At 70.5% G+C, this 22,717-nt stretch carries 19 protein-coding genes and 1 rRNA gene; 9 read left to right on the top strand and 11 right to left on the bottom strand.

Annotated features, from left to right (window positions below; genetic code table 11):
- Positions 1–60 precede the first annotated feature (60 nt).
- Entirely contained in the window at positions 61–1,080 is a 1,020-nt protein-coding gene (locus FHS38_RS22615) for an SCO4651 family lipoprotein (protein ID WP_184736192.1), read from the bottom strand.
- Between the two features lie 90 nt (positions 1,081–1,170).
- Here FHS38_RS22615 and FHS38_RS22610 point away from each other — a divergent pair, with 90 nt between their 5' ends.
- Together FHS38_RS22610 and FHS38_RS22605 are read left to right on the top strand one after the other, a co-directional pair.
- Positions 1,171–1,380, top strand: coding sequence for a hypothetical protein (locus FHS38_RS22610; protein WP_184736674.1), 210 nt, complete (start codon positions 1,171–1,173; stop codon positions 1,378–1,380).
- Between the two features lie 112 nt (positions 1,381–1,492).
- The gene (locus FHS38_RS22605; protein ID WP_184736628.1) at positions 1,493–3,067 is read left to right on the top strand and encodes an FAD-binding oxidoreductase; all 1,575 of its coding nucleotides are present in this window, start codon (positions 1,493–1,495) and stop codon (positions 3,065–3,067) included.
- Between the two features lie 70 nt (positions 3,068–3,137).
- Here FHS38_RS22605 and FHS38_RS22600 read toward each other — a convergent pair whose 3' ends face one another.
- The 5 genes from FHS38_RS22600 to FHS38_RS22580 form a co-directional block, all read right to left on the bottom strand.
- Positions 3,138–3,848 (bottom strand): phosphatase PAP2 family protein, encoded by a 711-nt coding sequence (locus FHS38_RS22600; RefSeq protein WP_184736190.1) that lies wholly within the window; start codon positions 3,846–3,848, stop codon positions 3,138–3,140.
- Between the two features lie 219 nt (positions 3,849–4,067).
- Complete coding sequence (locus tag FHS38_RS22595; protein ID WP_308433509.1) at positions 4,068–5,072, bottom strand: C40 family peptidase; 1,005 nt, start codon at positions 5,070–5,072, stop codon at positions 4,068–4,070.
- Between the two features lie 58 nt (positions 5,073–5,130).
- Positions 5,131–6,798 (bottom strand): serine/threonine-protein kinase, encoded by a 1,668-nt coding sequence (locus tag FHS38_RS22590; RefSeq protein ID WP_184736188.1) that lies wholly within the window; start codon positions 6,796–6,798, stop codon positions 5,131–5,133.
- A gap of 231 nt (positions 6,799–7,029) precedes the next feature.
- A complete protein-coding gene (locus tag FHS38_RS22585; RefSeq protein WP_184736186.1) occupies positions 7,030–7,698 on the bottom strand; it encodes a hypothetical protein in 669 nt (222 codons plus the stop codon).
- Between the two features lie 710 nt (positions 7,699–8,408).
- Positions 8,409–9,809 (bottom strand): serine/threonine-protein kinase, encoded by a 1,401-nt coding sequence (locus tag FHS38_RS22580; RefSeq protein ID WP_184736185.1) that lies wholly within the window; start codon positions 9,807–9,809, stop codon positions 8,409–8,411.
- Positions 9,810–10,219: 410 nt separating this feature from the next.
- Here FHS38_RS22580 and FHS38_RS22575 point away from each other — a divergent pair, with 410 nt between their 5' ends.
- The 6 genes from FHS38_RS22575 (at position 10,220) to FHS38_RS22550 (ending at position 17,561) form a co-directional block, all read left to right on the top strand.
- Positions 10,220–10,531: a DUF8827 family protein gene (locus tag FHS38_RS22575; RefSeq protein WP_130878234.1), complete on the top strand. Its 312-nt coding sequence runs from the start codon at positions 10,220–10,222 to the stop codon at positions 10,529–10,531.
- Between the two features lie 239 nt (positions 10,532–10,770).
- Positions 10,771–11,673, top strand: coding sequence for a DUF8175 domain-containg protein (locus FHS38_RS22570; protein ID WP_184736183.1), 903 nt, complete (start codon positions 10,771–10,773; stop codon positions 11,671–11,673).
- Positions 11,663–13,066 carry a hypothetical protein gene (locus FHS38_RS22565; RefSeq protein ID WP_184736181.1) on the top strand — a complete coding sequence of 468 codons (1,404 nt, stop codon included), beginning with the start codon at positions 11,663–11,665 and terminating at the stop codon, positions 13,064–13,066. Before FHS38_RS22570 ends, FHS38_RS22565 begins: the two co-directional genes overlap by 11 nt.
- A gap of 2 nt (positions 13,067–13,068) precedes the next feature.
- Positions 13,069–14,622, top strand: a complete 1,554-nt coding sequence (locus FHS38_RS22560) for an SCO6880 family protein (protein WP_184736624.1) — start codon at positions 13,069–13,071, stop codon at positions 14,620–14,622.
- 10 nt (positions 14,623–14,632) lie between these two features.
- A complete protein-coding gene (locus FHS38_RS22555) occupies positions 14,633–16,048 on the top strand; it encodes an ATP-binding protein (protein WP_184736179.1) in 1,416 nt (471 codons plus the stop codon).
- Between the two features lie 22 nt (positions 16,049–16,070).
- Entirely contained in the window at positions 16,071–17,561 is a 1,491-nt protein-coding gene (locus FHS38_RS22550) for a P-loop NTPase family protein (protein ID WP_184736178.1), read from the top strand.
- A 35-nt stretch (positions 17,562–17,596) separates the two neighbouring features.
- Here FHS38_RS22550 and FHS38_RS22545 read toward each other — a convergent pair whose 3' ends face one another.
- The 4 genes from FHS38_RS22545 to FHS38_RS22530 form a co-directional block, all read right to left on the bottom strand.
- Positions 17,597–18,787 carry a serine hydrolase domain-containing protein gene (locus FHS38_RS22545; RefSeq protein ID WP_184736176.1) on the bottom strand — a complete coding sequence of 397 codons (1,191 nt, stop codon included), beginning with the start codon at positions 18,785–18,787 and terminating at the stop codon, positions 17,597–17,599.
- A 161-nt stretch (positions 18,788–18,948) separates the two neighbouring features.
- Complete coding sequence (locus tag FHS38_RS22540) at positions 18,949–19,611, bottom strand: response regulator transcription factor (RefSeq protein WP_184736174.1); 663 nt, start codon at positions 19,609–19,611, stop codon at positions 18,949–18,951.
- Positions 19,608–20,795: a sensor histidine kinase gene (locus FHS38_RS22535; RefSeq protein WP_184736172.1), complete on the bottom strand. Its 1,188-nt coding sequence runs from the start codon at positions 20,793–20,795 to the stop codon at positions 19,608–19,610. The genes FHS38_RS22540 and FHS38_RS22535 overlap by 4 nt, the downstream gene beginning before the upstream one ends.
- Complete coding sequence (locus tag FHS38_RS22530; RefSeq protein ID WP_184736170.1) at positions 20,789–21,346, bottom strand: GNAT family N-acetyltransferase; 558 nt, start codon at positions 21,344–21,346, stop codon at positions 20,789–20,791. Before FHS38_RS22530 ends, FHS38_RS22535 begins: the two co-directional genes overlap by 7 nt.
- Positions 21,347–21,468: 122 nt before the next feature.
- Between FHS38_RS22530 and FHS38_RS22525 the strand changes: the two genes are divergently transcribed.
- Complete coding sequence (locus FHS38_RS22525; RefSeq protein WP_221495267.1) at positions 21,469–22,503, top strand: hydroxyacid dehydrogenase; 1,035 nt, start codon at positions 21,469–21,471, stop codon at positions 22,501–22,503.
- Positions 22,504–22,625: 122 nt separating this feature from the next.
- On the opposite strand, the gene rrf is transcribed toward FHS38_RS22525, so the two are convergent.
- Positions 22,626–22,717 (bottom strand): 5S ribosomal RNA (rrf, locus tag FHS38_RS22520); the annotation flags it as partial.

Raw genomic sequence — 22,717 nt, 5'->3', positions numbered from 1 at the left:
GTACACACTCCGCGCATGGCACAGATGGACCATTTCCATGGCCAACTACGCCCTGCCGCACTATTTCTGCGGCGAACCGACCTTCCCCGCATAGATATCGCCGGGCGCCGGCAGGCCCACCCTGACCCCCGTACCGAAGGCGGAGAGCCGGACGGTCGAGACGACGGTCATCGGGACCGCGGAAGGCGAGGGCCGCACCGCCGTAGCCGTGGCGGCGGCGACCGCCGTGGCCGTCGTGGCGCCGCTCCCGTCGGCCGCCGGATCGCCGCCCGCGCCGGCGTCTCCGGTATCGCCCCTTCCGCCCTCGACGCTGAACCGGTAGCGCAGCTCGCGCGGTCTGCCCTGCTCGTCGATGAGGACGTCGAAGGCCACCGTGCCGCTGGAGAACCCTTTCGCCGCCGCGGCGAGCGGCCCCCGGTCGCGCGCCGGTGCCGCGCGCGCGGCCCGTCCGAGATCGATCGTCCCCCAGTAGTGACCCACACGGACCCCGCCTACCCGCTCGTCCCGCATGTACGTCACCTCGCGGGCGCCTCCGAGCAGTTCGGCCGCGGCGAGGGGGTCGGTGGCCCCGCTCGTGAGGAGGTTGCCGTCGGGGAGCGCGGCCGTGTCCAGCCGCACCCACTTGTCGGCGGGCACCCCCGCCCCGCGGTTCTTCATGTACAGCCCGCCCGGGGTGAAGACCTCGGTGATCGGCCGGTGTTCGGCGGCCCCGGCCGCGTCCTCGGGCAGCAGCACCGTCAACTCGCCGACGGGCCGGGCGAAGTCGTAGACGCCCGAGCCCTGGATCGTCAGCCGGGTGCCGCCGCTGACGGTCTCCATGGACGTCGCGACCTTCGCGCCGCCCTCCCGGGCGAGGACGGCGGCGGCCCGGCGCACGGCGCCGAGCGCCCGGCGCGGGTCGGCCAGGGACCCCGTCCCGTGGACCGGCCGGGCGGAGTGGGGACGGCCGCCCCGGCCGCCCTGCGGCTCGTAGGCCGCGGTCATCGGGGAGCAGCCGGACGCCAGCAGAACGACGGCGACGCCGCCCGCGACCGCGGTGGCGACGACCGCGCCCCTGCGTCTTTGCCCTCGCACCACCATGACCGCCAGCCCCCTACCGAAAACGCTGTGGACCCCGATCCGTTCAACGACCGCGTGGGTGTCACCGTCACGGCCGGGTAGCGTGGTCACGTGTCCGACGCAGCCCCCGCGAACCAGCCCGCGCCCCCGCCCGCACGGCGAGCGGCGCAGCACCCCGCCGAGCACCACATCAGCACGAGCGAGAGAGGGTCGTTCTGCACGGCCCGCTGCAGCTGCGGCTGGTTCGGACCCGCCCGCCGCGCCCGCTCCCTCGCCCGCGAGGACGGCGCCGGCCACCTCGCGGCGGCGGGAAACCAATAGCTGCCGCGTACAGGGAACCGCCCGCCCACGTGCGTCATCTGTCCAGGCAGGTACACCGCGCATCACGTGCGGCGCATCACGTACAGGGCGACAAGGGGCGGGCGACATGGCCATGGACAGGCGCAGGCTGTTGGCGACGGGGACGGGGCTGGCGGCCGCCGGCGTGTGGGCGGCGGCGTGCGCCGACGACACCACCCAGGCGACCCCGGGCCGGATGACCAACGCGAGCCGGTCCACCTCGGTCACCGCCGCCTCCAAGGCCAAGCCGGCCGACTGGACCGCCCTCGGCAAGGGCCTGTCCGGCGGTGTCGTCCGTCCCGGCGACGCCGACTACGCGGCCGCCCGCCAGCTCTACAACACCCGCTTCGACAACCAGCGCCCCGCCGGGGTCGCCTATGTCGCCGGCACCGGCGACATAGCGCAGTGCCTCGCGTTCGCCCGCCGCCACTCCATACCCGTCTCCATACGCAACGGCGGCCACAGCTACGCGGGTTGGTCCAGCGGCACGGACCGCCTCGTCATCGACGTCTCCCGGCTGAAGTCGGTCCGCACCCCCACCGCCTCCACCGCAGTGATCGGCGCGGGCGCCAAGCTCATCGACGTCTACACCGGCCTCGCCGCGCACGGCGCCACCATCCCGGCCGGCTCCTGCCCCACCGTCGGCGTCTCCGGTCTCACCCTCGGCGGCGGTCACGGCGTGCTCTCCCGGGCGTACGGCCTGACCTGCGACAGCCTCACCGGCGCCACCCTCGTCACCGCCGACGGCAAGACCGTCGACTGCGACTCCTCCCGCAACACCGACCTCTTCTGGGCGCTGCGCGGCGCGGGCAACGGCAACTTCGGCGTCGTGACCGAGCTGCGCTTCCGCACCCGGAAGGCGTCGGACTGCGTGACCGGCTACGTCTCCTGGCCCTGGGCGAAGGCCGCCGACGTGATCCGCGCCTGGCAGGAGTGGGGCCCGACACAGCCGGACGAGATCTGGTCCGCGTGCGACCTGGCCGTGGCGGCGGGCGGCACCCCCCGCGTCTCCGTCGTCGCGTACTCCCTGGGCACGTACGGCGATCTGGAGAACGCCCTGGACGAGCTGGTGCGCAAGGTGGGCAGCGCCCCGAAGAAGGGCCTCGGGCTGCGCCGCCGCGGCTACCTCGACTCGATGCGCGCCTACGCGGGCTGCGGCGACAAGACCCAGACGCAGTGCCATCTGCCGGGCAAGACCCCCGGACGCGAGTCCTCCGGTGCACTGGAGCGGGAGACGTACGCGGCCCGCTCCGACTTCTACGACCGCTCGCTCCCGGCGGCGGGCATCCGCGCGCTGCTCGACCAGGTGGAACGATTCGGCAAGAGCGGTGGCAGCGGCGGCGGCTCGATCCAGCTGACGGCGCTGGGCGGGGCGGTCAACCGTGTGCAGCCGCTGTCGACGGCCTTCGTGCACCGCCGGTCGCGCTTCCTCGCGCAGTACCTGACCTCGTGGGCGGCGGGCGGCTCGGGGACGAAGCAGACCGCGTGGCTGGACGGCACGCACGCGGCGATGCGCCGCTTCGCCTCGGGCGCCGCGTACCAGAACTACGCGGACGCGAGCCTGAAGGACTGGCGCAAGGCGTACTACGGGGACGCGGCGGACCGGCTGGCGAAGATCAAGGGGAAGTACGACGCGGGAAGGCTGTTCACCTTCCCGCAGGCACTGTGACGCCGCAGTCGCTGTGACGTCACAGGGACCGTGACGTCACAGGCACGGTGACACCGGCTTCGGAAGGGGCTCAGGCCGCGAGGTCGTTGTCCCGGTGCCGGGGGTGCTCGGGGAATCCCGCGTCGGCCTCGGCACCGCTCCCGGCCCGTGCCATCACGGGCCGGGGCGCCTTGGCCGACCGCACGAGCCAACCGGCCCGCGAACCGGCGACCGTCCTGGCCAGCGGCGTGAGCAGCATCATCGCGAGCGGGGCGAGCAGCAGGGCGACGGCCGTGCCGAGGGCGAGGCCGCCGACGACGTCGGTCGGATAGTGCACGCCCATGTAGACGCGGCAGAAGCCTTCGAGGAGCGCGAGGCCGATCCCGACGAGCCCGTACTTCCGGTGGGCGACGAAGAGGCCGACGCCCAGCGCCATGGTCAGCGTGGCATGGTCGCTGACGAAGGAGAAGTCGGTCTTGCCCTTGACCAGGACGTCCAGCCCGCCGTGATCGACGAACGGGCGCGGCCTTTTGACGAACCCTCGGATCGGGATGTTCACGAGCAGCGCGATCCCGGCGGCGAGCGGAGCCCACACCAGCGCGGCGACCCCGGCGGGCGCGTCCTCGCTCTTGCGGACGCTCCACCAGGCGAAGAGCATGAGCACACCGAGACCGAGGACGATGCCGAACTCGCCGATGAACTCCATGGTCCGGTCGAGCCAGTTGGGCGCGTCCTTCGCGATGCCGTTGATGTCGTAGAGCAGGCTGACGTCGGGGTTCGATCCACCCCTGGCCTCTGGCATGGGATGCCCCATCACGAGTCCAGCCATGTCCCACGGCCCCTATCTGTCGCCTGTTTCTACGTCCAGCTGCCGACCCCCGTGGTCCGTGCGCCCAGCCCCGGCGCTGCTTCCCCACTCCCAATGGAACGCCTCGATCCGGCCAGGCGTTCCACCCTCAACCCAAAGATCACCAGGACGTTATCGAAGGGTGACCCATCGTCGCAGCCCAGGGCGCGGCGTTCATGCGTTGTTCGTACGAGGCAACGCCTTCGCGCCGTCTTCGGTCACTCTCGTCGCACCGATGTAATCCGGTGTGTCGATTTTGTCGAACCGGATCACGGCCCCCGTGTACGGCGCGTTGATCATGTACCCGCCGCCCACATACAGCCCCACGTGGTGGATGCTGCGCGGATCCTGCAGGTTGTGCGCGAAGAACACCAGGTCACCGGGGAGCAGCTCGTCCCGCTTGGGATGGGCTCCCGCGTTCCACTGGTCGTTCGCCACACGCGGCAGCTCGATCCCCACCGACTCGTAGGCAGCCTTCGTCAGCCCCGAGCAGTCGAAACGCCCGTTGTCCTCCTTGGTGCCGTCGCCGCCCCACAGATAGGGCGTCCCGAGCTTCTCCTGCGCGAAGTAGATCGCCCCGGCCGCCCGCTGCGAGGGCGCCACCCGCCCGACGGGGCGCGCGAAGCTCTTCTCGAGATCGCGGATGGATTTCACATAACCCTGGGTCTCGCTGATCGACGGCACACCGCCCGCCTTGATGACGCGGTACGGGCCCGCGTTGTAGGCGGCGAGCATGTTGTCCGTGACGTTCCCCGGCACGCCCTTCACGTCACCTGACAGCTCGCAGTCGTACTTGGCGGCCGAAGGGATCGCATCGGCTGGGTCCCATACGTTCCGCTTACCGTCCCCGTTACCGTCAATCCCCTGCGTCGCCCATGTCTCGGGGATGAATTGCGCAATGCCCTGAGCCGCGGCGTGACTTTCCGCCGTCGGGTCCCAGTTGCTCTCGGTGTAGAGCTGGGCGGCGAGGATCGCAGGGTTGAGGGCGGGGCACAAGTTGCCCCATTTCTGCACAATTGACCGATAGGCGGCCGGGACCGAGCCTTCGGCCAGCCCAATCGCTCCCGAACCCGGGCCGCCGAGCTTCCAGGCAGCCGAATACACCCCGAGAACGAGCAGCCCGATGAAGCTCAGGCACATCCCGATTCCAACACCCACGCCCACCCAAAGCTTGCGCACCCGTCAACCTTGCCCCATCCAGCCGTGGTTCATCCTCGGTTTCGGTTTCGCGCCCAGGCTACTTTGCGACAAATCCGTGGCACGCGATGCTCGTGTACTCCTTCGCGCTCTTGACGTGCTGAAAGAGCACGGTCCAGTTTCCGGGGTCGTTCGAGAGGGGGATGGCCGCCGAGTACGGCTTGCCCCGGAACATCTGCTGGAAGTCGTCAGGATAGGTGAGCTCCACAAAATCCGAGCCGTAGCCGCCCGGGTCCTTCGGGATGATGTTCACCGGCTTGCTCGTGTAGCCCAAGCCGAGGTTGCCTTGGACCAGCCCCTCGAACGGCTTGCCTGTCTCCCGGTCGATCTCATGCGGCGGCTTGACGGCCACCGCAAGGTAGTACGGCTTCCCCGTGGCGGCGTTTGCGTACTTGAAGCGGAATGAGATCTTCACTTTGCCGGACATCTCTGTGACAGCCGGATCCGCCGCGTCCGCGATCGAGAACTGGAATTGCTCGGCGCGCTCCTCGGCTGGCAGAGCGCACGAACCCTCACCATGACCAGCCCCTTCCTTGGGTGTCCAGAAGTCACGGACGGGAGCAGTGGTCTCGATGTAGCCGGGCTCCTTGCCAAAGCCACTGGGAGGCGCAGCGGCAGTGGCTGCGGACGGCGATGCCGACGCCGGCCTGGCCTCCCCCGTGCCCTTGGGCGAGGCGCCGTTTCCCCGCCCCTGGTCGCCCACCACTTGGGTCGCGATCCCGGCCCCGGCCGCGACGGACGCCACGGCAACGGCGACCGCGATCCAGACCGTTCGCCGGGATCGGTGCCCCTGCGGCTGGGCCTGTGGCGCGCCGGGCGCCAGCGTAGGCACATACCCTCGCACCGGAGGCACGCTCTCCGCCCTCAGCCCCGCGAGGGGCCTATAGACCGGGTCGTCCGCCAGCGAAGAGGTCACGGCGCACCGAGCAATGATCCCGGCAGGATCGGGCCGCCGCCCTGGATCGCCGGCCACGCATTCCCGGATGAGCGCCGCCAGTCTCGGTTCGACCCCCTCCACATCGATCTCGCCGTGGACCACCCGGTAGGTGACGGACTCCATCGCGCCCTCGCCGTACGGCGGCCGTCCCGTCGCCACGGCCGCCATCGTCGCGCCCAGCGCGAATACGTCTGCGGCGGTGCTGACATCGTTCCGCGTGATGACCTCGGGCGCTGTGAACCCGGGCGTGCCGGGTGCCGTCCCGGCCTGGGTGAAGGCGGCCTGCCCGGTCCCGCGCGCGATCCCGAAGTCGATGAGCTTGGGCCCGACAGAGGAGAGAATGACGTTATGGGGCTTCAGGTCACGGTGCGTCACCCCATGGAGGTGCACGTGGGCCAAGGCTTCAGCGAGCGCCGCGAACAGCCGGAAGCACGTATCGGACGGGAACGGGCCAGCCTCGGCTATCGCCTGGACCAGGGTGGGCCCGGGCACGTACTCGGTCGCAAGCCAGTACGGGGTAGCCTCCAGCGAGGCGTCGATGAGATTGGCGGTATACGCGCTCCGTACCGCTCGTACCGTCTCGACCTCGCGTCGGAACCGCGACAGAGCCTCGGCGGACTCGGCGAAGTCCTCGCGGATCACCTTGATCGCGAGCTGCCGTCCACCGGGTGACCTCCCCAGGTAGACCTGTCCCATGCCACCGGCTCCGAGCCGGGCGAGAACGGTGTGCGCACCGATGTGCGTGGGGTCCTGGGGGCGTAGTGTCTCCACGGATTGGAACTTTAGCTCCCAAGGTCGGAGGTAGAGAGGTAGGGCTGAGCAACCCTCCTCCCCCCCCCCCGGCCACCACATATGCCAGGCGGTGCGTTCTTCCAACGACGCTCCGAGATCCACATTGCCGTACGCGAGTTCGCATACCAGCTCACGGAAAGCACTCCTTCACGTCCGAGCTCTACGACGCCTGCCGGGATCGCCCCTCGTGCGCCCCGCTCGGCCGAGGCATCAGACACGACCAGGCGCATCGGAGCCACTCGTCCGGTACCAACTGGGCTTTCGCCGCCGGTGGACGAGGACGTCACCGACGCGGAGGGCGATCGTCACGGCGAGGCCGATCCCGCAAACCCACCTGGCCGCACGACCGTCGGAGACCTCCCCGGCCGGGCTCGGTCCCACCCGTCCGTCGGGGTCGTAGGCGACGGTGAGCCGCTCGCCCTTGTCCGCGATGCGCCGGCTCGTGGTCATGTCCCGGGGTCGGCCGCCGGCGCAGCGCAGACGGTGGTCGTAGGACGTCGTGGTCGTCGTGTTCGAAAACCCTTGGGCATCGGTCGTCGTGTGCGTCTCCACGCGCTTGTCGACGTCGAGAACCGCGCACTGGGCCCTCACGCCCCGCGAGTACAGCACCCACTTGTCGACGCCTGTGTACGCGCCGCCGAGGGCGACGGCGAGCGTGACGGCCGACACGAAGAACACCACCCCGCTCTCGGACAGCGAGGGCGAGAACACCCAGATGGCCATCGCGGCGAGGACCATCACCACGCCCAGCCCGCCCACGACCACGCCACCGGCCCCGTAGGCATTGAGCCACCGGGCCCCGGTCACCAGCCCCACCGCCGATACCGGCAGCCCCACGGCCGCAGCCAGTCGCAGAGAGGAGATATGTCTTCCCGCCACTCCCCATCCCCCTTCACGGGCAGCGAATCATGGGCCGCCCGAACTCCATGGCACAACGGGAGCATTGACGCACTCAAGGCTTGGGTATCGCTCGGGCGTTTCGCGAGCATTCGCTCGGGCGGGCTACATATCGGTAAGGAATTCGCGTACCCGTTCGTTGCCGACGCCCGCCGGACAATCCCCGAACCACTGCCCCTCCAGGCCTTCGCCAGGAGTTCACCAAGCCTGGCACACGGCCGACCACGGCCCGGAGGAAGCGGTAGCCGTCGTCCGGCTCGACGGTACTGGCCCGCGATATCGGCGGCGATGCGCCCCAGAGAGTGGCCCACTCGCGAACGAAGCGCCCTCGCTCGGCAGTTACCTGCCGCTGTCGGCCCATCAACTGTGTGCAGTCCCCGAGCACGCGGAACCAACGCGCGGAAATTCTCGACGAATCACCACTCGGCCGAGAAGGTTTCGCCCCGTGGACCGCGCCCCGGAGAGCCCCGGACGACGAACCTCTTCCCGCGCCAGGACGAGATCACCAACAGCGCCGCCGGCATTGGATCGGGAAACGCATCACGCCACCGATATCCCGAACGGCAATTCGATCGAGTGGGACATCGGAAACGAGGGGAGGCAGACAGCCGGACATGGTCGTCCGCATCGGGCGACGAGCGTCGGCGGGCACGGCCGGAGCCGGGGAGCCCGCCGACGTTCCATGGGGCCGCTCAGTCGTCGTCGCGCTCGTCGCCGACCTCGACGATGTCGTGATCGTCGTGCCCCGACTGCCGCTTCGGCTTCTCCGTCTTGGGCTGCTCCTTGGGCGTCCCGGCCGACGCGCTCGGCTTCGGGTCCTCGGACTTCTTCGGCTTGGCCTGCTTCGACGGCGCCGTCGGCTGCACCGGTGAGGGTGCCGCCGGGGTCGCCTCCGCCGGGACCACGTTCGGCGCGTCGCGAGCGGGACCGGGGTCCGGGCCGCCCGGCTCCTGCTGCGCCGACTCGGACGGCTGCGCCTCGGGCTTCTGGGAGTCCTGGCCACCGCCCGACGGGCCGAACACCGACGACCCGACCAGGGCGGCCACCACGAAGGCCGCCGCCCCGGCGACCACACCGATCAGCACCTTCGGGCTGCGCCCGCCTCTGCTGCTCCGGCCGCCCCCGCTCCGCCGCCTGCCGCCCGGCGCCGCGGGCTGAGCCGGCGACGGCACCGGCGCGTACGCCGCAGTCGGCGCGGGCCCGGGGGCAGCCGCCGGAGCGCGCATCGGCTCCGGGGGCAGCCCCGGCGCGGCCGTCGGCGCGGGCATCGGCATCGGCTGCGCGACGTCCCGCCAGGAGTCGCTGCCGAACCAGTCCGCCGCCTCCTCCGCCGAGGGCCGCTCCTCCGGCTCCTTGGCCAGCATGCGCAGCAGATACGCCTCGAAGGCGTACGGCATGTCGACGCCGTGCCGACGCGGCGGCACCGGCTCCGCGTCCACGTGCAGATAGAGCAGTGCGGTCGGGCTGTCCGCCCAGAACGGTGGCTGGCCGACGAGCAGCTGGTAGAGAACGCATCCCAGCGCGTACACATCCGAACCCGGGCCCGCCATCCGGCCCAGGGCCCGCTCGGGCGCGAGGTACGTGCTCGTGCCGACGATCTGGCCCGCCCGGGTCAGGGCGGCCGAGGTCTCGTCCACGAAGCGGGCGATGCCGAAGTCGCCGATCTTCAAGGTGCCGTCGGCGTCCAGCATCAGGTTGCCGGGCTTCACGTCCCGGTGGACCACTCCCTGCCGGTGGGCGGCGGCCAGCCCCGAGGCCGCCTGCGCGGCGATGTCGGCGACGCGCTCCGGGGCGAACGCGCCCCGCGCGGAGAGGTCCGCCAGGCTCGGTCCCTGGACCAGCTCCATGACCAGATAGAAGCGCCCCTCCCAGGCGCCGAAGTCGTACACCGCGACGACCTGAGGGTGATTCAGACGCGCCGCGGTCTGGGCCTCCATCCGGAACCGGGCCGCCGACGACTCGTCGCCGTCGTCGCCCAGCAGCAGCTTCACCGCGACCTGACGCCCCAGCACCTCGTCGTGTGCACGCCAGACTTCGCCCATCCCGCCACGGCCGAGCAGATCCCCCAGCCGGTACCGATCGGCAACCAGCACCCGTACCACCCTTGTTTTCGACGCACCCGAAGCAGGTGACGAGTGCGATGCGTGCAATGAACGCGATGAAAGCGATGAACCGACCCGGCGGCCACGAAGTGCGGCGAACGCGAGGGCGGCCGCCCCAGCGTACCGACCGAACACATTGTCGTTTGAGCATCCTCGGGCCCCCCGCCCTCGCCAATCATTGCTCGGCGTCCATACGCGTGATACACAGAGTCACCATAGGTCCCCCCACTGACAACGGTCCGCGCCGCAGGTCAGGGCAGCACCACCGACGGCGCATACGGGTTCCGGCAAAAAATGCCGCCAAGTCGACATGCTGAGCGGCAACGTCAGCGAAGATAGGTCCTGACCTTTGCCATGCGGCAGGGGTGACGCAACTACCCATAAGGGGCGGTGAGTTACAAATGTTTTTGGCAGCCGGCGACAAGGGTGATATCAACACCATCATTGGCGGAATCGCCCCGAAATGGGGGCCGTTCGGTAGCCTGGGCACGGAAGCTCGAGTGATGGTCGAGGTCATCATGGCCGTGGCCATTCTCCTGTGCCTCGCCATCGCGATCTGGGGCGCGGCGAAGCAGCGGATCGGCGCCACGGCCCTGCGGGACACCTTCAGCGCGGAGCAGGGCAAGGGATTGATCGTCGCCGGCCTCACCGGCGTGTTCATCATCGGCTCGCTGGGCACCCTCTTCACCATCGTCTACGGCATGGCCGTCTGAACCGTTCGGTCACGCCGGACGACTGCGCGCCCCCCAGCCGCCCCCCTCCCGTCACCCGTTCCGCCGCGCATCGACCCGCGCAGACCCTCTCGTCCCCGAGTCCCCCCGCACCGAGGCTGCCACCTGATGCCCCCTCACACCCCCTTGTCCTCCCCCCTGAAACCGTTCACACCGCTACCGTCATATACGGGCGGCAAGCCAGCGACGACGCATGAGACGGATGAGGGGACGGACGCGCGATGAGCCTCGGCGACGACGGCTACGGCAACGGGCAGGACTCGGGCCGCTCGGCCGGGGACCCCGGCGGCTACGACGACCGTCACCTGACCCGCACCCGCCTGCCGGAGGGCGAGGGCGACTCGTACGGCCCCTACGGCCAGCCCCGCCGCGGCGGCCGCCCGGGCGGCGGCAGACCGGGCATGTCCAGCCGGAACCTGATGACGGTCGTCGGTGTCGTGGTGCTCCTCCTCGCCGCGATCGCCTTCGCCAACAGGGGGGGTGACGACTCGTCGTCGGACGGCTCGGACACGAGTACCGACAAGGCGGCGAGCAGCGGGCCCACGGCGGCGTCCGGAACGAAGCCCGTGACCGGGAAGACCGGTGGTATCGCTTCCGGGTTCGCGCATTCGGAGCAGGGGGCGCAGTCGGCGGCGGCGAATTTCGCTGTCGCGCTGGGTGGTGACGGGATGTTCAAGGCGGACAGCCGTCACGCGATCGTCGCGTCCGTCTACACCGCTGAAGCGGCAGCCAAGCTCACGGGACCGCAGGACCAGGCCTACTCAGGCGACTTCCTCAAGAAGCTCGGCCTCGACGCGTCCGGTAACCCGCCGAAGGACAAGACGTTCGTCTCTCGCACAATCCCCGTGGGCACCAAGGTAGAGGCCTACGGACCCGACAGCGCAAAGGTCTCTGTCTGGTACACCGGGCTCATTGGGATGGCAGGAACCGGCTCCACTGATCCGGTTCGTACAGCTTGGAAGACCTGGACGTTCGATCTGAAGTGGGTCGACAACGATTGGAAGGCCGAAGCCGACTCCCAGAAGGACGGCCCTGCACCAGTCTCAGGGGACGTGCCCGTCTCCGGTTCCGACGAGATCACTAAGGCTGTCCAGGAGTTCGGAGGCTTCACTTATGCCAGGTAGCCGTCGGCGCTGCGCAGCCTCGATCACCACTGCAGTGGTCGGGTTGCAGGCCCTTGCTCTGACGTTCGCAACGCGTGCAGCTTCTGCCCCCACACCGACGCCGTCACCGGCGCCGACACCGACGCCGACGCCGACGCCGACGCCGTCACTATCGTCGACGCCTACCCCGACTGCTACGCCATCACCCGGTCAGAGCAACAACCCATGCGACCTCCTGATTGGCCCGGCGAAGCAATACTGCAAGTCGCCAGGTGACAAGGGCGCCTCCGCACCGTCCCCCAACGACCCCCAAACCGCCCTCGACCCCCTCGCGTCCCTCTCCAAGGGCTGTGCCGACGCCGCCTCCTGGATCGTCGGCAAGCTCTCCGAAGCCGTCGAAGCCACCGGCACCGTCGACTTCACCAACTCCACCTTCCTCCACCAGTACGCCGTCGTCTTCGCCGCCTCGACCGTCCTCACCCTCGTCCTGTGGCTGCTGGCCGTCGCCAAGCGGGCCGTGCGGGGGGTGCCGTTCACGGAGGCGTTCACCGAGGCCGTGGGGTTCCTGTGGCTGACCGTGCTGGCGTCCGCGTTCACGCCGTTGATCCTCTATACGGTCGTCTCGGCCACCGACGCCGTCACCGAAGCCATCGCCTCCGGTACGAATTCGAACAACGATGCCTTCTTCGGCGGTTTCGCGGACGCGCTCAAGAAGGGTGACGGCATCGGCGGCGGGCCGATCATGCTGATCGTGGTGTCGCTCGTCTCCGTGCTCGCCGCAGGCGTGCTGTGGCTGGAGCTGGTGATCCGGGCCGCGCTGCTCTACGTGGGCGCCCTGCTCGGCACGGCCGTCTACGCGGGGCTGGTCGACAAGAACATGTGGGGGCACGTCCGGCGCTGGGCGGGGATCATGATCGCGGTGATCCTGATCAAACCGATCATCGTGGTCGTCCTCGGCCTCGCCGGAGCGCTGTCGTCCGGCAAGGGGCCGAACGCGTTCTCGGCGGTCGTGTCGGGCCTCGCCATCATCATTCTTGCCATTTTCGCCAGTGCGATGATCTACCGGTTCGTTCCCGGCTTCGGCGACGAGATCGTCAGCACCCGCAATGCCAGCAAGGACGCGGCGTCCCGCCAGGCCGCCGCCGTGATCTCCTCGCCCGCCGCGCTCGTCAAGCAGGGCATCAACACGCACAGCGCCCGCGGTTCCGACGGTGGTGGCGGGCAGCAGTCCAGGCCCGCCAGCGCCGTGTCGGGCGGGGTCGCCGCCCACAGTTCCCGGCCCGCCGACCGCAACGGCGGCGGCAAGGGCGGCGGCGGAGGCTTCTCCGGTCACTCCGGCCCGGGCGGCTCCCCCGGCTCCTCGGCGTCCCGCGCACAGAACCGCAGCAATACCCGAGGAGGTGAGCGGAGTTGACGATCCATGCCCAGTCCCAGCCGATCGCGGCCCGCCGTACGTATCTGATCGGCCGTGCTCGTCCCAACGCGGTCGTCGGCAAGAACCGGGAGACCGGCGAGATCGCGCTGATCATCGCGGGCGCGTTCCTCGGCATGATGTGCGGCCTCCTGGTGCCGAACCTGCCGCTGCGGATCCTCACCCTCGCCGGGTTCCCCGTGCTCGCGCTGGCCGCCGTGTACGTGCCGTACAAGCACCGCACGTTCTACAAGTGGTTTGAAATCAATCGCTCGTACAAGAGGACGCTCCGTCGCGGCACCACCTACCGCTCGTCCGTCGTCGAGGCCGGTACCCGCCTGGACGGGCGGGAGGTCGAGGTCGGGCCGCCGCCGGGCATCGGGCGGATCAACTGGCTGGCCGCGCCCTTCGGGCCCGATGAGATCGCCGTCCTGCTGCACGCCGACCGCCGTACCGTCACCGCCGCGATCGAGATCGAGGGGCCGGGCGTCGGTCTGCGCGACTCGGAGGACCAGGAGGCCCTGGTCGACCGGTTCGGGACGCTGCTCAAGCACGTGGCCAACGGCGACGGCTACGTCACCCGCATCCAGATGCTGGCCCGTACGCTCCCCGCCGACCCCGACGCGCACGCCAAGGACGTCGAGCGGCGCGGTGACGAGAAGTCGCCCGCCTGGCTCAAGGAGTCCTACGAGCAGCTCCAGTCGATGGTGTCGACCTCGTCCGAGCAGCACCGGGCGTATCTCGTCGCCTGTATGCACTACACCCGCGAGCTGGCGGCCGAAGCGCAGGCCATCGCCCGCGCTTCGCGCCACGAGGCCGGCAAGCGGAGGCTGGACCGGGATGCCGGGCTGGCCGTCGTCATGGCACGTGAGCTGACCGACATCTGCGCGCGGCTCGCCGAGGCCGACATCCGGGTCCGGCAGCCGCTCGGGCAGGGCCGGCTGGCCTCGCTCGTGCACTCCATGTACGACCCGGACCACCCCATCGACCACCTCCAGGCGATGACGAAGCGGAACGCCTGGCCGGCCGAGCTGGACGCGATGGAGCCGACCTACCTCCAGGCCAAGACCCGCGAGTCGAGCACCCGCGAGCCCTGGTGCCACTCCACCGCGTGGGTGAAGGAATGGCCGATGACGCCCGTCGGCGTCAACTTCCTCGCCCCGCTGCTCGTCCACACCCCGGACGTGATCCGCACGGTCGCCGTCTGCATGGACCTCGAGCCCACCGACGTGGCCATCGAGCGGATGCTGACCGAGAAGACCAACGACGACGCGGACGCCTCCCGCGCCGCCAAGATGAACCGGGTCGTCGACCCGCGCGACGTCGCCCACCACTCCCGGGTCGACCAGCGCGGCGAGGACCTGGCCAGCGGCGCGGCGGGCGTGAACCTCGTCGGGTACATCACCGTGTCCTCGCGCTCCCCCGAGGCGCTGGCGCGCGACAAGCGGACGATAAGAGCCTCGGCCGGCAAGAGCTACCTGAAACTGGAGTGGTGCGACCGCGAGCACCACCGGGCCTTCGTCAACACACTGCCGTTCGCGACCGGCATTCGACGATAGGGGCAGTGCCGTGCTCGACCCGCTCGCCGCAGTGACCGATGCCTTCACCAGCTTCGTCTTCGGGAAGGTGGAGACCACCCGGCTGCCCGTACGGACCTCCACCGGCCAGGCGCAGGCCGTCTACCTCCCCACCGCCGCGCCCGGCCTCGGCGACTCGGGCGTGATCATCGGGCGCGAGGTGTACTCCGGCAAGGGCTACATCTACGACCCCTTCCAGCTCTACGGGCAGCAGCTGCCGGCCCCGCACTGGCTCGTCCTCGGCGAGTCCGGCAACGGCAAGTCGGCGCTGGAGAAGACCTACGTCCTGCGCCAGCTGCGCTTCCGCGACCGCCAGGTCGTCGTCCTGGACGCCCAGGGCGAGGACGGGGTCGGCGAGTGGAACCTCATCGCGCAGCAGCTGGGGATAACCCCCATCCGGCTCGACCCGACCGCCGCCATGAACGGCGGCATCCGGCTCAATCCGCTCGACCCGTCGATCACGACGACCGGGCAGCTCGCCCTGCTGCGCACGATCATCGAGGTCGCGATGGGGCGCGGCCTGGACGAGCGGGCGGGCTTCGCGCTCAAGGTCGCGCACGCGTACGTCAACGAGACCATCCTCGACCGGCAGCCGGTACTGACCGACATCGTCGAGCAGCTGCGCCACCCGGAGGCCGAGTCCGCGGAGTCGATGAACGTCGACATAGACGATGTACGGGCCTGGGGCCTGGACGTCGCGCTGGTGCTGGACCGGCTGGTCGACGGTGACCTGCGGGGCATGTTCGACGGGCCGACGACGGCCGGGATCGACCTCGACGCCCCGCTGATCGTCTTCGACCTCTCCCACATCGACCGCAACTCCATCGCCATGCCCATCCTGATGGCCATCGTCGGGGTCTGGCTCGAACACACCTGGATCCGCCCGGACCGCAAGAAGCGGATCTTCCTGGTGGAAGAGGCCTGGCACATCATCAATTCGCCTTTCGTGGCCCAGCTCTTCCAGCGGCTGCTGAAGTTCGGGCGCCGGCTCGGTCTGTCGTTCGTGGCGGTGGTCCACCACCTGTCCGACGTGGTCGACGGCGCGGCGGCCCGGGAGGCCGCCGCGATCCTCAAGATGGCCTCCACCCGGACGATCTACGCGCAGAAGTCCGACGAGGCGCGGGCCACGGGGCTGGTCCTGGGCCTGCCCCGGTGGGCGGTCGAGATCATCCCGACCCTCACCCCGGGCATCGCCGTCTGGGACGTCAACGGCAACGTGCAGGTCGTCAAGCACCTCATCACGGAGGCCGAGCGGCCGCTGGTCTACACCGACCGCGCCATGACCGAGGACGGGGACGTGGCCCGCGAGCTGGCAGCGGAGGCGGCGGCCGCGAAGCGGGCCGCCGCGGCGATGGAGGCCCACCTCGCCGACGAGGCCTACGGTTCCTCCGAGTCGACGGTGGCCTGACGTGACGGGCGGTGCGAGACCCATGCGGGGCGAACGACCGGACGGCAGGCTTCCGGAACGCGGCATTCCGGATGGCCTGCTGGTCGGCGTCCTCGCCTTTCTGCTGGGGTTCGCCGGGCTGGTGTGGTCGGCGACCGGTCTCGCGGCCCTCTTCACCCACGGCGCCTGGCCGGAAGGCGTGACGTTCCTGCGGACGCCCCTGGCCCTGCGGCACCTGCTGAGCCGGCCGCAGGACCTGCCCGCCGCCTGGCCCGAGACCCCGCCGGACGCCCTCTCGGGCTACGGGCTCTTCTGGGGCATCCTGGTCAGCCAGCTCCTGGTCCTCATCGTCCTCACCGTCTTCGTCCTCGGCACGCTCGCCCGCTGGCGCGCGGTGCGGGCGCAGCGCAGGGAGCAGAGCCGTACGGGCACGGACACGGACACACCCGTCCCCCCGGCGACCGCCCCTGCCCCTGCCGCTTCCACCGGCCCGATCCCGGCCCAGGCGACCCCGGCACCGGCACCGGCACCGGCACCGGCACCGACCGTGGAACACATCACGGCACAGCCCGCCACCGCCCCCGTCCCGGCCGTCCCCGCCCCACGCTCCCCCACCCGCCAGCGCGTCCACTACGGCGCCGACCGACGGGACACCGCGGCCCGCGTCCTCCTGGAGGCCGCCGGGCCCGCGCTCGTCACCACCAGCGACCCCGGCCTGTGGGCCGACACCAAGGACTCCCGCGCCAAGCTCGGGCCCGTCCACGTCTTCGACCCGGGCCATCTCCTCGACACCCCCGCCCGCCTGCGCTGGAACCCCACCGCGGGCTGCGAGACCCGCGACACCGCCGCCTCCCGCGCCACCGCGCTCCTCGCGCCCGTACGGCCCGTGAGCGCGCTCGACTCGGCCACCGCCGACACCGCGGAAACGCTGCTGCGCTGCTGGCTGCATGCCGCCGCCGTGGACGGGCGACCGTTCCGCCAGGTGCACCGCTGGGCCCAGGGCGCCTCGGCGCACGAGCCCGTGCGGATCCTGCGCACGAACACCAAGGCGGTCGGCGGCACGGCGGGCGAGCTGGAGTCGGCGCTGACCGGCCATCCCGAACGGCGCGACATGGCCCAGGAACTGACGGCCCGTGCCCTGGAGGCGCTGTCCTCCATCCACATGCGTGACGCCTGTAACCCCAATCGAGCCGATTCGCTCGCGTTGGAATCATTCGTCGCCGAGGGGGGAACGCTGTACGTGGTGGGTGAGGCGATCGAGGATCCCCGCACCCGCCCGGGTGCGATGCCGCTCCTGACCGCACTCCTCGCGAACGTGGTCGAGCGCGGCCGGGGCATGGCCGAACGGTCATCTTCCGGTCGGCTCGACCCACCACTGACCCTGGTGCTGGACGACGTGGCCGCCGTCGCGCCCCTCCCCGCCCTGCCGGATCTGCTCGCGGACGGCGAGCGGTGCGGCCTGCCCACCCTCGCGCTGATGCGCTCCGAGGAGCAGGCCCGCGCCCGCTGGCCCCACCGCACACTCGTGGGCTAGACCGACCCTGGGCCAGACCGACCGCACCCGTTGCGCTACTTGCCGAACCCCGCCTCGATGATCTGGCCGACGATGGGCGGGGTCTCGCCCTTCGCGTCCGTGGAGTTGACCGAGTAGACGAGCGTGCGGGACCGGTCGAGGGTGGCGCCGAACCCGTTCAGATAGCCGTACCGCCCGCCGGTCTTGCCGTAGACGACGGTCTTGCCGACCTCGACGCGGGTCAGACCGCTCGTGTACGTGGCCTTCCTGTCCTTGGCCGGGTCCCCGCTCGGGTTGTATGCGAGGACGTCGGGGACGGTGAACATCAGCTTCAGCTCGGGCTTCGGCACCACGCGGCCCTGGAACAGGGCCGACGAGAACCGCTCCAGGTCGGCCGTGGTGGTCACCAGATCACCGGAGGCCCAGGTGATGGACTGGTTCCATTCGGTCACGTCGACCAGCCGGGACGTGCCGTCCTCCGCCTTCACCGCCTGGTATCCCCGCGTGTGCCGCCCCTGGATCCGGGGGTCGTTGGCGGCGCTGTACGTGTCCTTGAGGCCCGCCGGGACGATCACCCGGTCCCGGACCTCACGCTCGTAGGACCGGCCGGTCACCTTCTCGACGATCAGGCCCAACACGTTGTAGCCGATGTTGGAGTAGTGCTGCTTCGTACCCGGCGCGAACTCCATGGGCCGGCCGACGGCTCTGCTGACCAGCTCCTTGTGGTCCCACGAGGTGAAGCGGTGGGCGTACTGCCAGTCGAAGTCGGCCGGGAAGTCGGCGCTCGGCAGGCCGCTGGTGTAGTTCAGCAACTGGCTGACCCGGATCTCCGGGTAGCCGGCGGGCAGCAGGCCGGGCAGATAGTGCTGAACGGTCCCGTCCAGCCTCACCTTGCCCTCGTGCACCAGCTGAAGCACGACCGCGGCCGTGAACGTCTTGGTGATGCTTCCGGCCCGGAAGCGCTCGTCGCCCTTCGGCGCCCGGTGCGTACGGATGTCGGCCTCCCCCGACGTCCCCAGCCACCGCCCGTCCTTGCCGCCCAGCCGGACCTGCGCGGCAGTGGCGTCCGCCGACGGCAGCCCGGCTATCGCCCGACGCATCGCCTCGGCATTCGGCGGCACCCGCTCGGCGACCACCGCGGCCGACCGAGCCGGGGAGGACGAGGAGGCGACGGCGGGCGAGATCGTGGCGGCGACGCTCATGGCGGCGACCGCGGTCGCGAGGACGGCAATTCCCTTACGGCGCATGATGGAACTTCCCCAGGTGATCGACAGGCGACGGGTGCCGCATCGGATGCGTCCCATCCTGGAGATCGGCGCGCCCCCGCGAATCGCCGACGCGAGCGGTCTTGTGCCCCCGCTCCCTCCCCCGCGCGAGGGAGGGAACGCCGCCCCGCCGCCCCCGACCGTCAGCCCCCGCGGGCGATCAGCCCCGTCTCGTACGCGCAGATGACCGCCTGGATCCGGTCCCGCAGCCCCAGCTTCGACAGCACATTGCTCACATGCGTCTTCACCGTGTGCTCGCTCACCACCAACGCGGCCGCGATCTCCGCGTTCGACAACCCCCGCCCCAGCAGGACGAGCGTCTCCCGCTCCCGCGCCGTGAGCGCCCCCAGTTCCTCCGACGGATCGGCGGCCGGCACCGCCACGGCCCGCCGCGTGAAGTCGGCGACCAGCCGACGGGCGACCGACGGCGCCAGCAGCGAGTCACCGGCGACCACCACCCGCACCGCGTGCACCAGATCGTCGCGGCGTACGTCCTTGAGCAGGAACCCGCTCGCGCCCGCGTGCAACGCCTCGTACACGTAGTCGTCCTGGTCGAAGGTGGTGAGCATGACGACCTTGCAGTCGGTCTCCGCACAGACCGTCCGCGCCGCCTCGATGCCGTCCACGCGCGGCATCCGGATGTCGAGCAGCACCACATCGGGGGCGTGCCGCCGCACGGCCTCGACCGCCTCCGCCCCGTCCCCGGCCTCGGCGACCACCTCGATGTCCGGCTGAGCCTGCAGGATCATCGCGAAGCCGCTGCGCACCAGTTCCTGGTCGTCGGCCACCACCACACGGATCGTCACTTCCCCACCTCCGCACCGGAGGAGATCATGAGCGGCAGCCGTACGGCAACGCGGAACCCCCGCCCGTGCGCCCCGGGCCCGGAAGCCGCCGTTCCGCCGTGTGCGGCGGCCCGCTCCCGGATGCCGATCAGTCCGCGCCCGCTGCCCCCGTAGGGACGCGGCACCGCCACACCCGCACCGTCGTTCTCCACCGTCACGGCGAGGGCGCCGGGCTCCCACACCAGCCGCACGGCCACGGACCGGGCGTCGGCGTGCTTGAGGACATTGGTCAGCGCCTCCTGCACCACCCGATACACCGTCACCTGCACGTCCGACGCGGGCTCCTGAGGCTCACCCGAAACCATCAGGCTCACCTCCAGCCCCGTCCGCCGCACCTCGTCCACGAGCGCGCCGAGCCCCGCCAGCGTCGGCTGCGGGCTGCGCCCGGCCTCCGGGTCGTCCTTCAGCACCCCGAGCATCCTGCGCAGCTGTGTCATGGCGTCCCGCCCGGCTTCCGAGATCGCGTCGAAGGCCGCCTCCGCGCGGTCGGGGTCGGACCGTACGACGAGGGGACCGGCCTCCGCCTGAACGATCATCAAACTCACGGCGTGGGACAGGATGTCGTGCATCTCCCGCGCGATCCTGGCGCGTTCCCGCTCGGCAGCCCGCTCGGCCTCCACCACCCGCGCCCGTTCCAGTTCGGCGGCCCGCGCCTCCACCGCCTCGGTGTAGGCCTGCCGGGTACGCGCCAGCACTCCGAGCAGGTACACCATGCTGAACAGGAAGAAGGCGAAGAGATGCTCGCGGGCCGTGTTGTCCCGCAGGGCCACACCGAGGGCGACCAACGGCAGGCCCAGGACGATCGTGACCCGGCGCTGCCACAGCCCCGCCTGCGCGGCGACGGTGAAGATCGCGACGATCGGGCTGTAGGGCAGCGGCTGGCCGGGCCCGTCCACGATCAGGTACCCGAAGCCCGCGGCGGTGATGACGAGCAGCGACGTGAGCGGCGCCCGGGTGCGCCACAGCAGCGGCAGTACCTGGAGCGACGTCAGCCCGTACATGGGCCAGGTGGCGGGCGGCAGGTCCGCCGGGCGCGGCACGATGAAGGGGATCGTCACCGCCGCCTGGACGACGGCGGTGATCACGGCGTCGACGAGCCACGGGCTCGCCCCGCTCAGCCGGCGCCCCGGAGCGCGTCTCAGCACGCCGGACGGGCCATCGCCAGCTCGTACTCCTTCGCCGAGGGGTCGCCGGGCATGGGCACGACCACCCCGGTCGGCTCGAAGCCCAGCTTGCGGTAGAGCGCCTGGGCGCGGGCGTTCCCCTCGTGCACGTACAGCCGCACACGCTCCGTCCGGGGCTCGGACAGCGCCCACGACCAGTCGAGCGCGGCACCGAAGAGCGCCTGCGTGAGACCGGTGCCCCGGTGTTCGGGCCGTACGAAGACACCGACGATGTGGGTCTGCGGCACGGTGGCTCCCCCGCCGAAGACGCCGTCCTCACCGGGGATCTCGACCAGGACCGTCACCGTCCCCGCCCACTCGCCGTCCGGGCCCTCGGCGACGAAGCCGCACACGGAAGTCCCTTCGGCCGCGGTGTCCGCACGGTCCTTCCAGTACGCGTCGGGCTGGGCGACAGCGTTGTCGTAGGTGTCGAGGAAGGCGATCGGGGCGACGGGGTCGGCGAGTGCGGCCAGCCGCAGTTCCTTGACCTTCGCCCATTCACCGGCCCGTACGGTTCTGATGAGGTGCTCCATCCGCCGATGTTCGCCCGTACGAACGACACGGTCAACGAACTTTCGCCCGAATCGGTGTACGCGTTGACGCGCCGGAAGGCCGGTTCTAGCGTCCGTGCGAACGGAATGCGGGGTTGCATGCCATGAACGACCGTCCAGGGAATCCACTGCCGTTCCCGGCACGACCGACCGTCGTCGTCGCCATGGGGGCGGACGAGGCCGCGGCGTCTCTGCCCGCCGACCTTCGCACCGAGCTCGACACGATCGCGAGACTGACGCCCGGGGTACTGACCGGAGACCTCACCGCACCGGAAGAACGTAGGGCTCTTGCCGCCGCCGATGTGCTGATCACCGGTTGGGGGACCCCGGCACTCACCGAGGGCGTTCTGGCGTCCGCCCCTCGACTGCGCGCGGTGGTCCATGCCGCAGGGTCCGTCAGGGAACTGGTCACCTCCACCGTCTGGCATCGCGGCATCGTCGTTTCCTCGGCCGCCGAGGCGAACGCCGGCCCAGTGGCGGACTACACGTACGCCGCCATCGTCCTCGCGGCGAAGAAGGCGATCCCCGCAGCCGCCGCCTACGCCACGAACCCCAAGCCGGCCTTCCTCGACCGTGAGGGCGCTGACGGCCGCACGGTCGGGGTGATCGGTGCCTCACGCATCGGCCGCCGGGTCCTCGCCAGGCTGCGCGCCTCGGACGCGAAATTCCGCATTCTTCTGTACGACCCCTGTGTGACCGCTCGAGAAGCGGCCGGACTGGGGGTCGAGCTTTCGGGGCTGGACGAACTGTGCCGGGCCAGTTCCATCGTCACGGTCCACGCCCCGCTCCTGCCGGAAACGCACCGCCTGCTGGATGCGGAGCGCCTCGCCCTCATCCCGGACGGCGGCACGGTCGTCAATACGGCACGTGGGGCCCTCGTCGATACGGACGCCCTCACCCGGGAATGTCTCGCGGGCCGTCTGGACGCCATTCTCGATGTCACCCAACCGGAGCCACTGCCTGTCGGACACCCGCTGCGCAAGCTGCCGAATGTCCTGCTCACCCCGCATATCGCGGGGGCTCAGGGCAGCGAGGTCCGCCGCCTCGGCGCATACGCCGTCGAGGAAATCGGACGGTTGGTCCGCGGGGAACCGCTGCGCGGTCGGGTCAGGGAAGAAGAGCTGAGCCGGCTGGCCTGATGTGGACGCGATCGAACCGGTAATTCAACCGATTCAATGATCCGGCGCCGAAAACGGCCCGGAAACGCAGAATAGCCCCCGCAGGAACCAGAAGGTTCCCACAGGGGCTACTCTTAAAAATTGTTCGGCGGCGTCCTACTCTCCCACACGGTCCCCCATGCAGTACCATCGGCGCTGAAAGGCTTAGCTTCCGGGTTCGGAATGTAACCGGGCG

Origin of the sequence: Streptomyces netropsis (assembly GCF_014203545.1) — a bacterium.
Taxonomy (GTDB): Bacteria; Actinomycetota; Actinomycetes; order Streptomycetales; family Streptomycetaceae; genus Streptomyces; species Streptomyces netropsis.
This window is presented reverse-complemented; position numbering and strand designations above follow the sequence as displayed.

Coding starts and splice junctions, on each gene's coding strand:
- FHS38_RS22575 (WP_130878234.1), top strand. CDS start 10,220: ATGTTTTTGGCAGCCGGCGACAAGGGTGATATCAACACCATCATTGGC.
- FHS38_RS22525 (WP_221495267.1), top strand. CDS start 21,469: ATGAACGACCGTCCAGGGAATCCACTGCCGTTCCCGGCACGACCGACC.
- FHS38_RS22570 (WP_184736183.1), top strand. CDS start 10,771: ATGAGCCTCGGCGACGACGGCTACGGCAACGGGCAGGACTCGGGCCGC.
- FHS38_RS22550 (WP_184736178.1), top strand. CDS start 16,071: ATGCGGGGCGAACGACCGGACGGCAGGCTTCCGGAACGCGGCATTCCG.
- FHS38_RS22545 (WP_184736176.1), bottom strand. CDS start 18,787: ATGCGCCGTAAGGGAATTGCCGTCCTCGCGACCGCGGTCGCCGCCATG.
- FHS38_RS22600 (WP_184736190.1), bottom strand. CDS start 3,848: ATGCCAGAGGCCAGGGGTGGATCGAACCCCGACGTCAGCCTGCTCTAC.
- FHS38_RS22605 (WP_184736628.1), top strand. CDS start 1,493: ATGGACAGGCGCAGGCTGTTGGCGACGGGGACGGGGCTGGCGGCCGCC.
- FHS38_RS22615 (WP_184736192.1), bottom strand. CDS start 1,080: ATGGTGGTGCGAGGGCAAAGACGCAGGGGCGCGGTCGTCGCCACCGCG.
- FHS38_RS22565 (WP_184736181.1), top strand. CDS start 11,663: ATGCCAGGTAGCCGTCGGCGCTGCGCAGCCTCGATCACCACTGCAGTG.
- FHS38_RS22530 (WP_184736170.1), bottom strand. CDS start 21,346: ATGGAGCACCTCATCAGAACCGTACGGGCCGGTGAATGGGCGAAGGTC.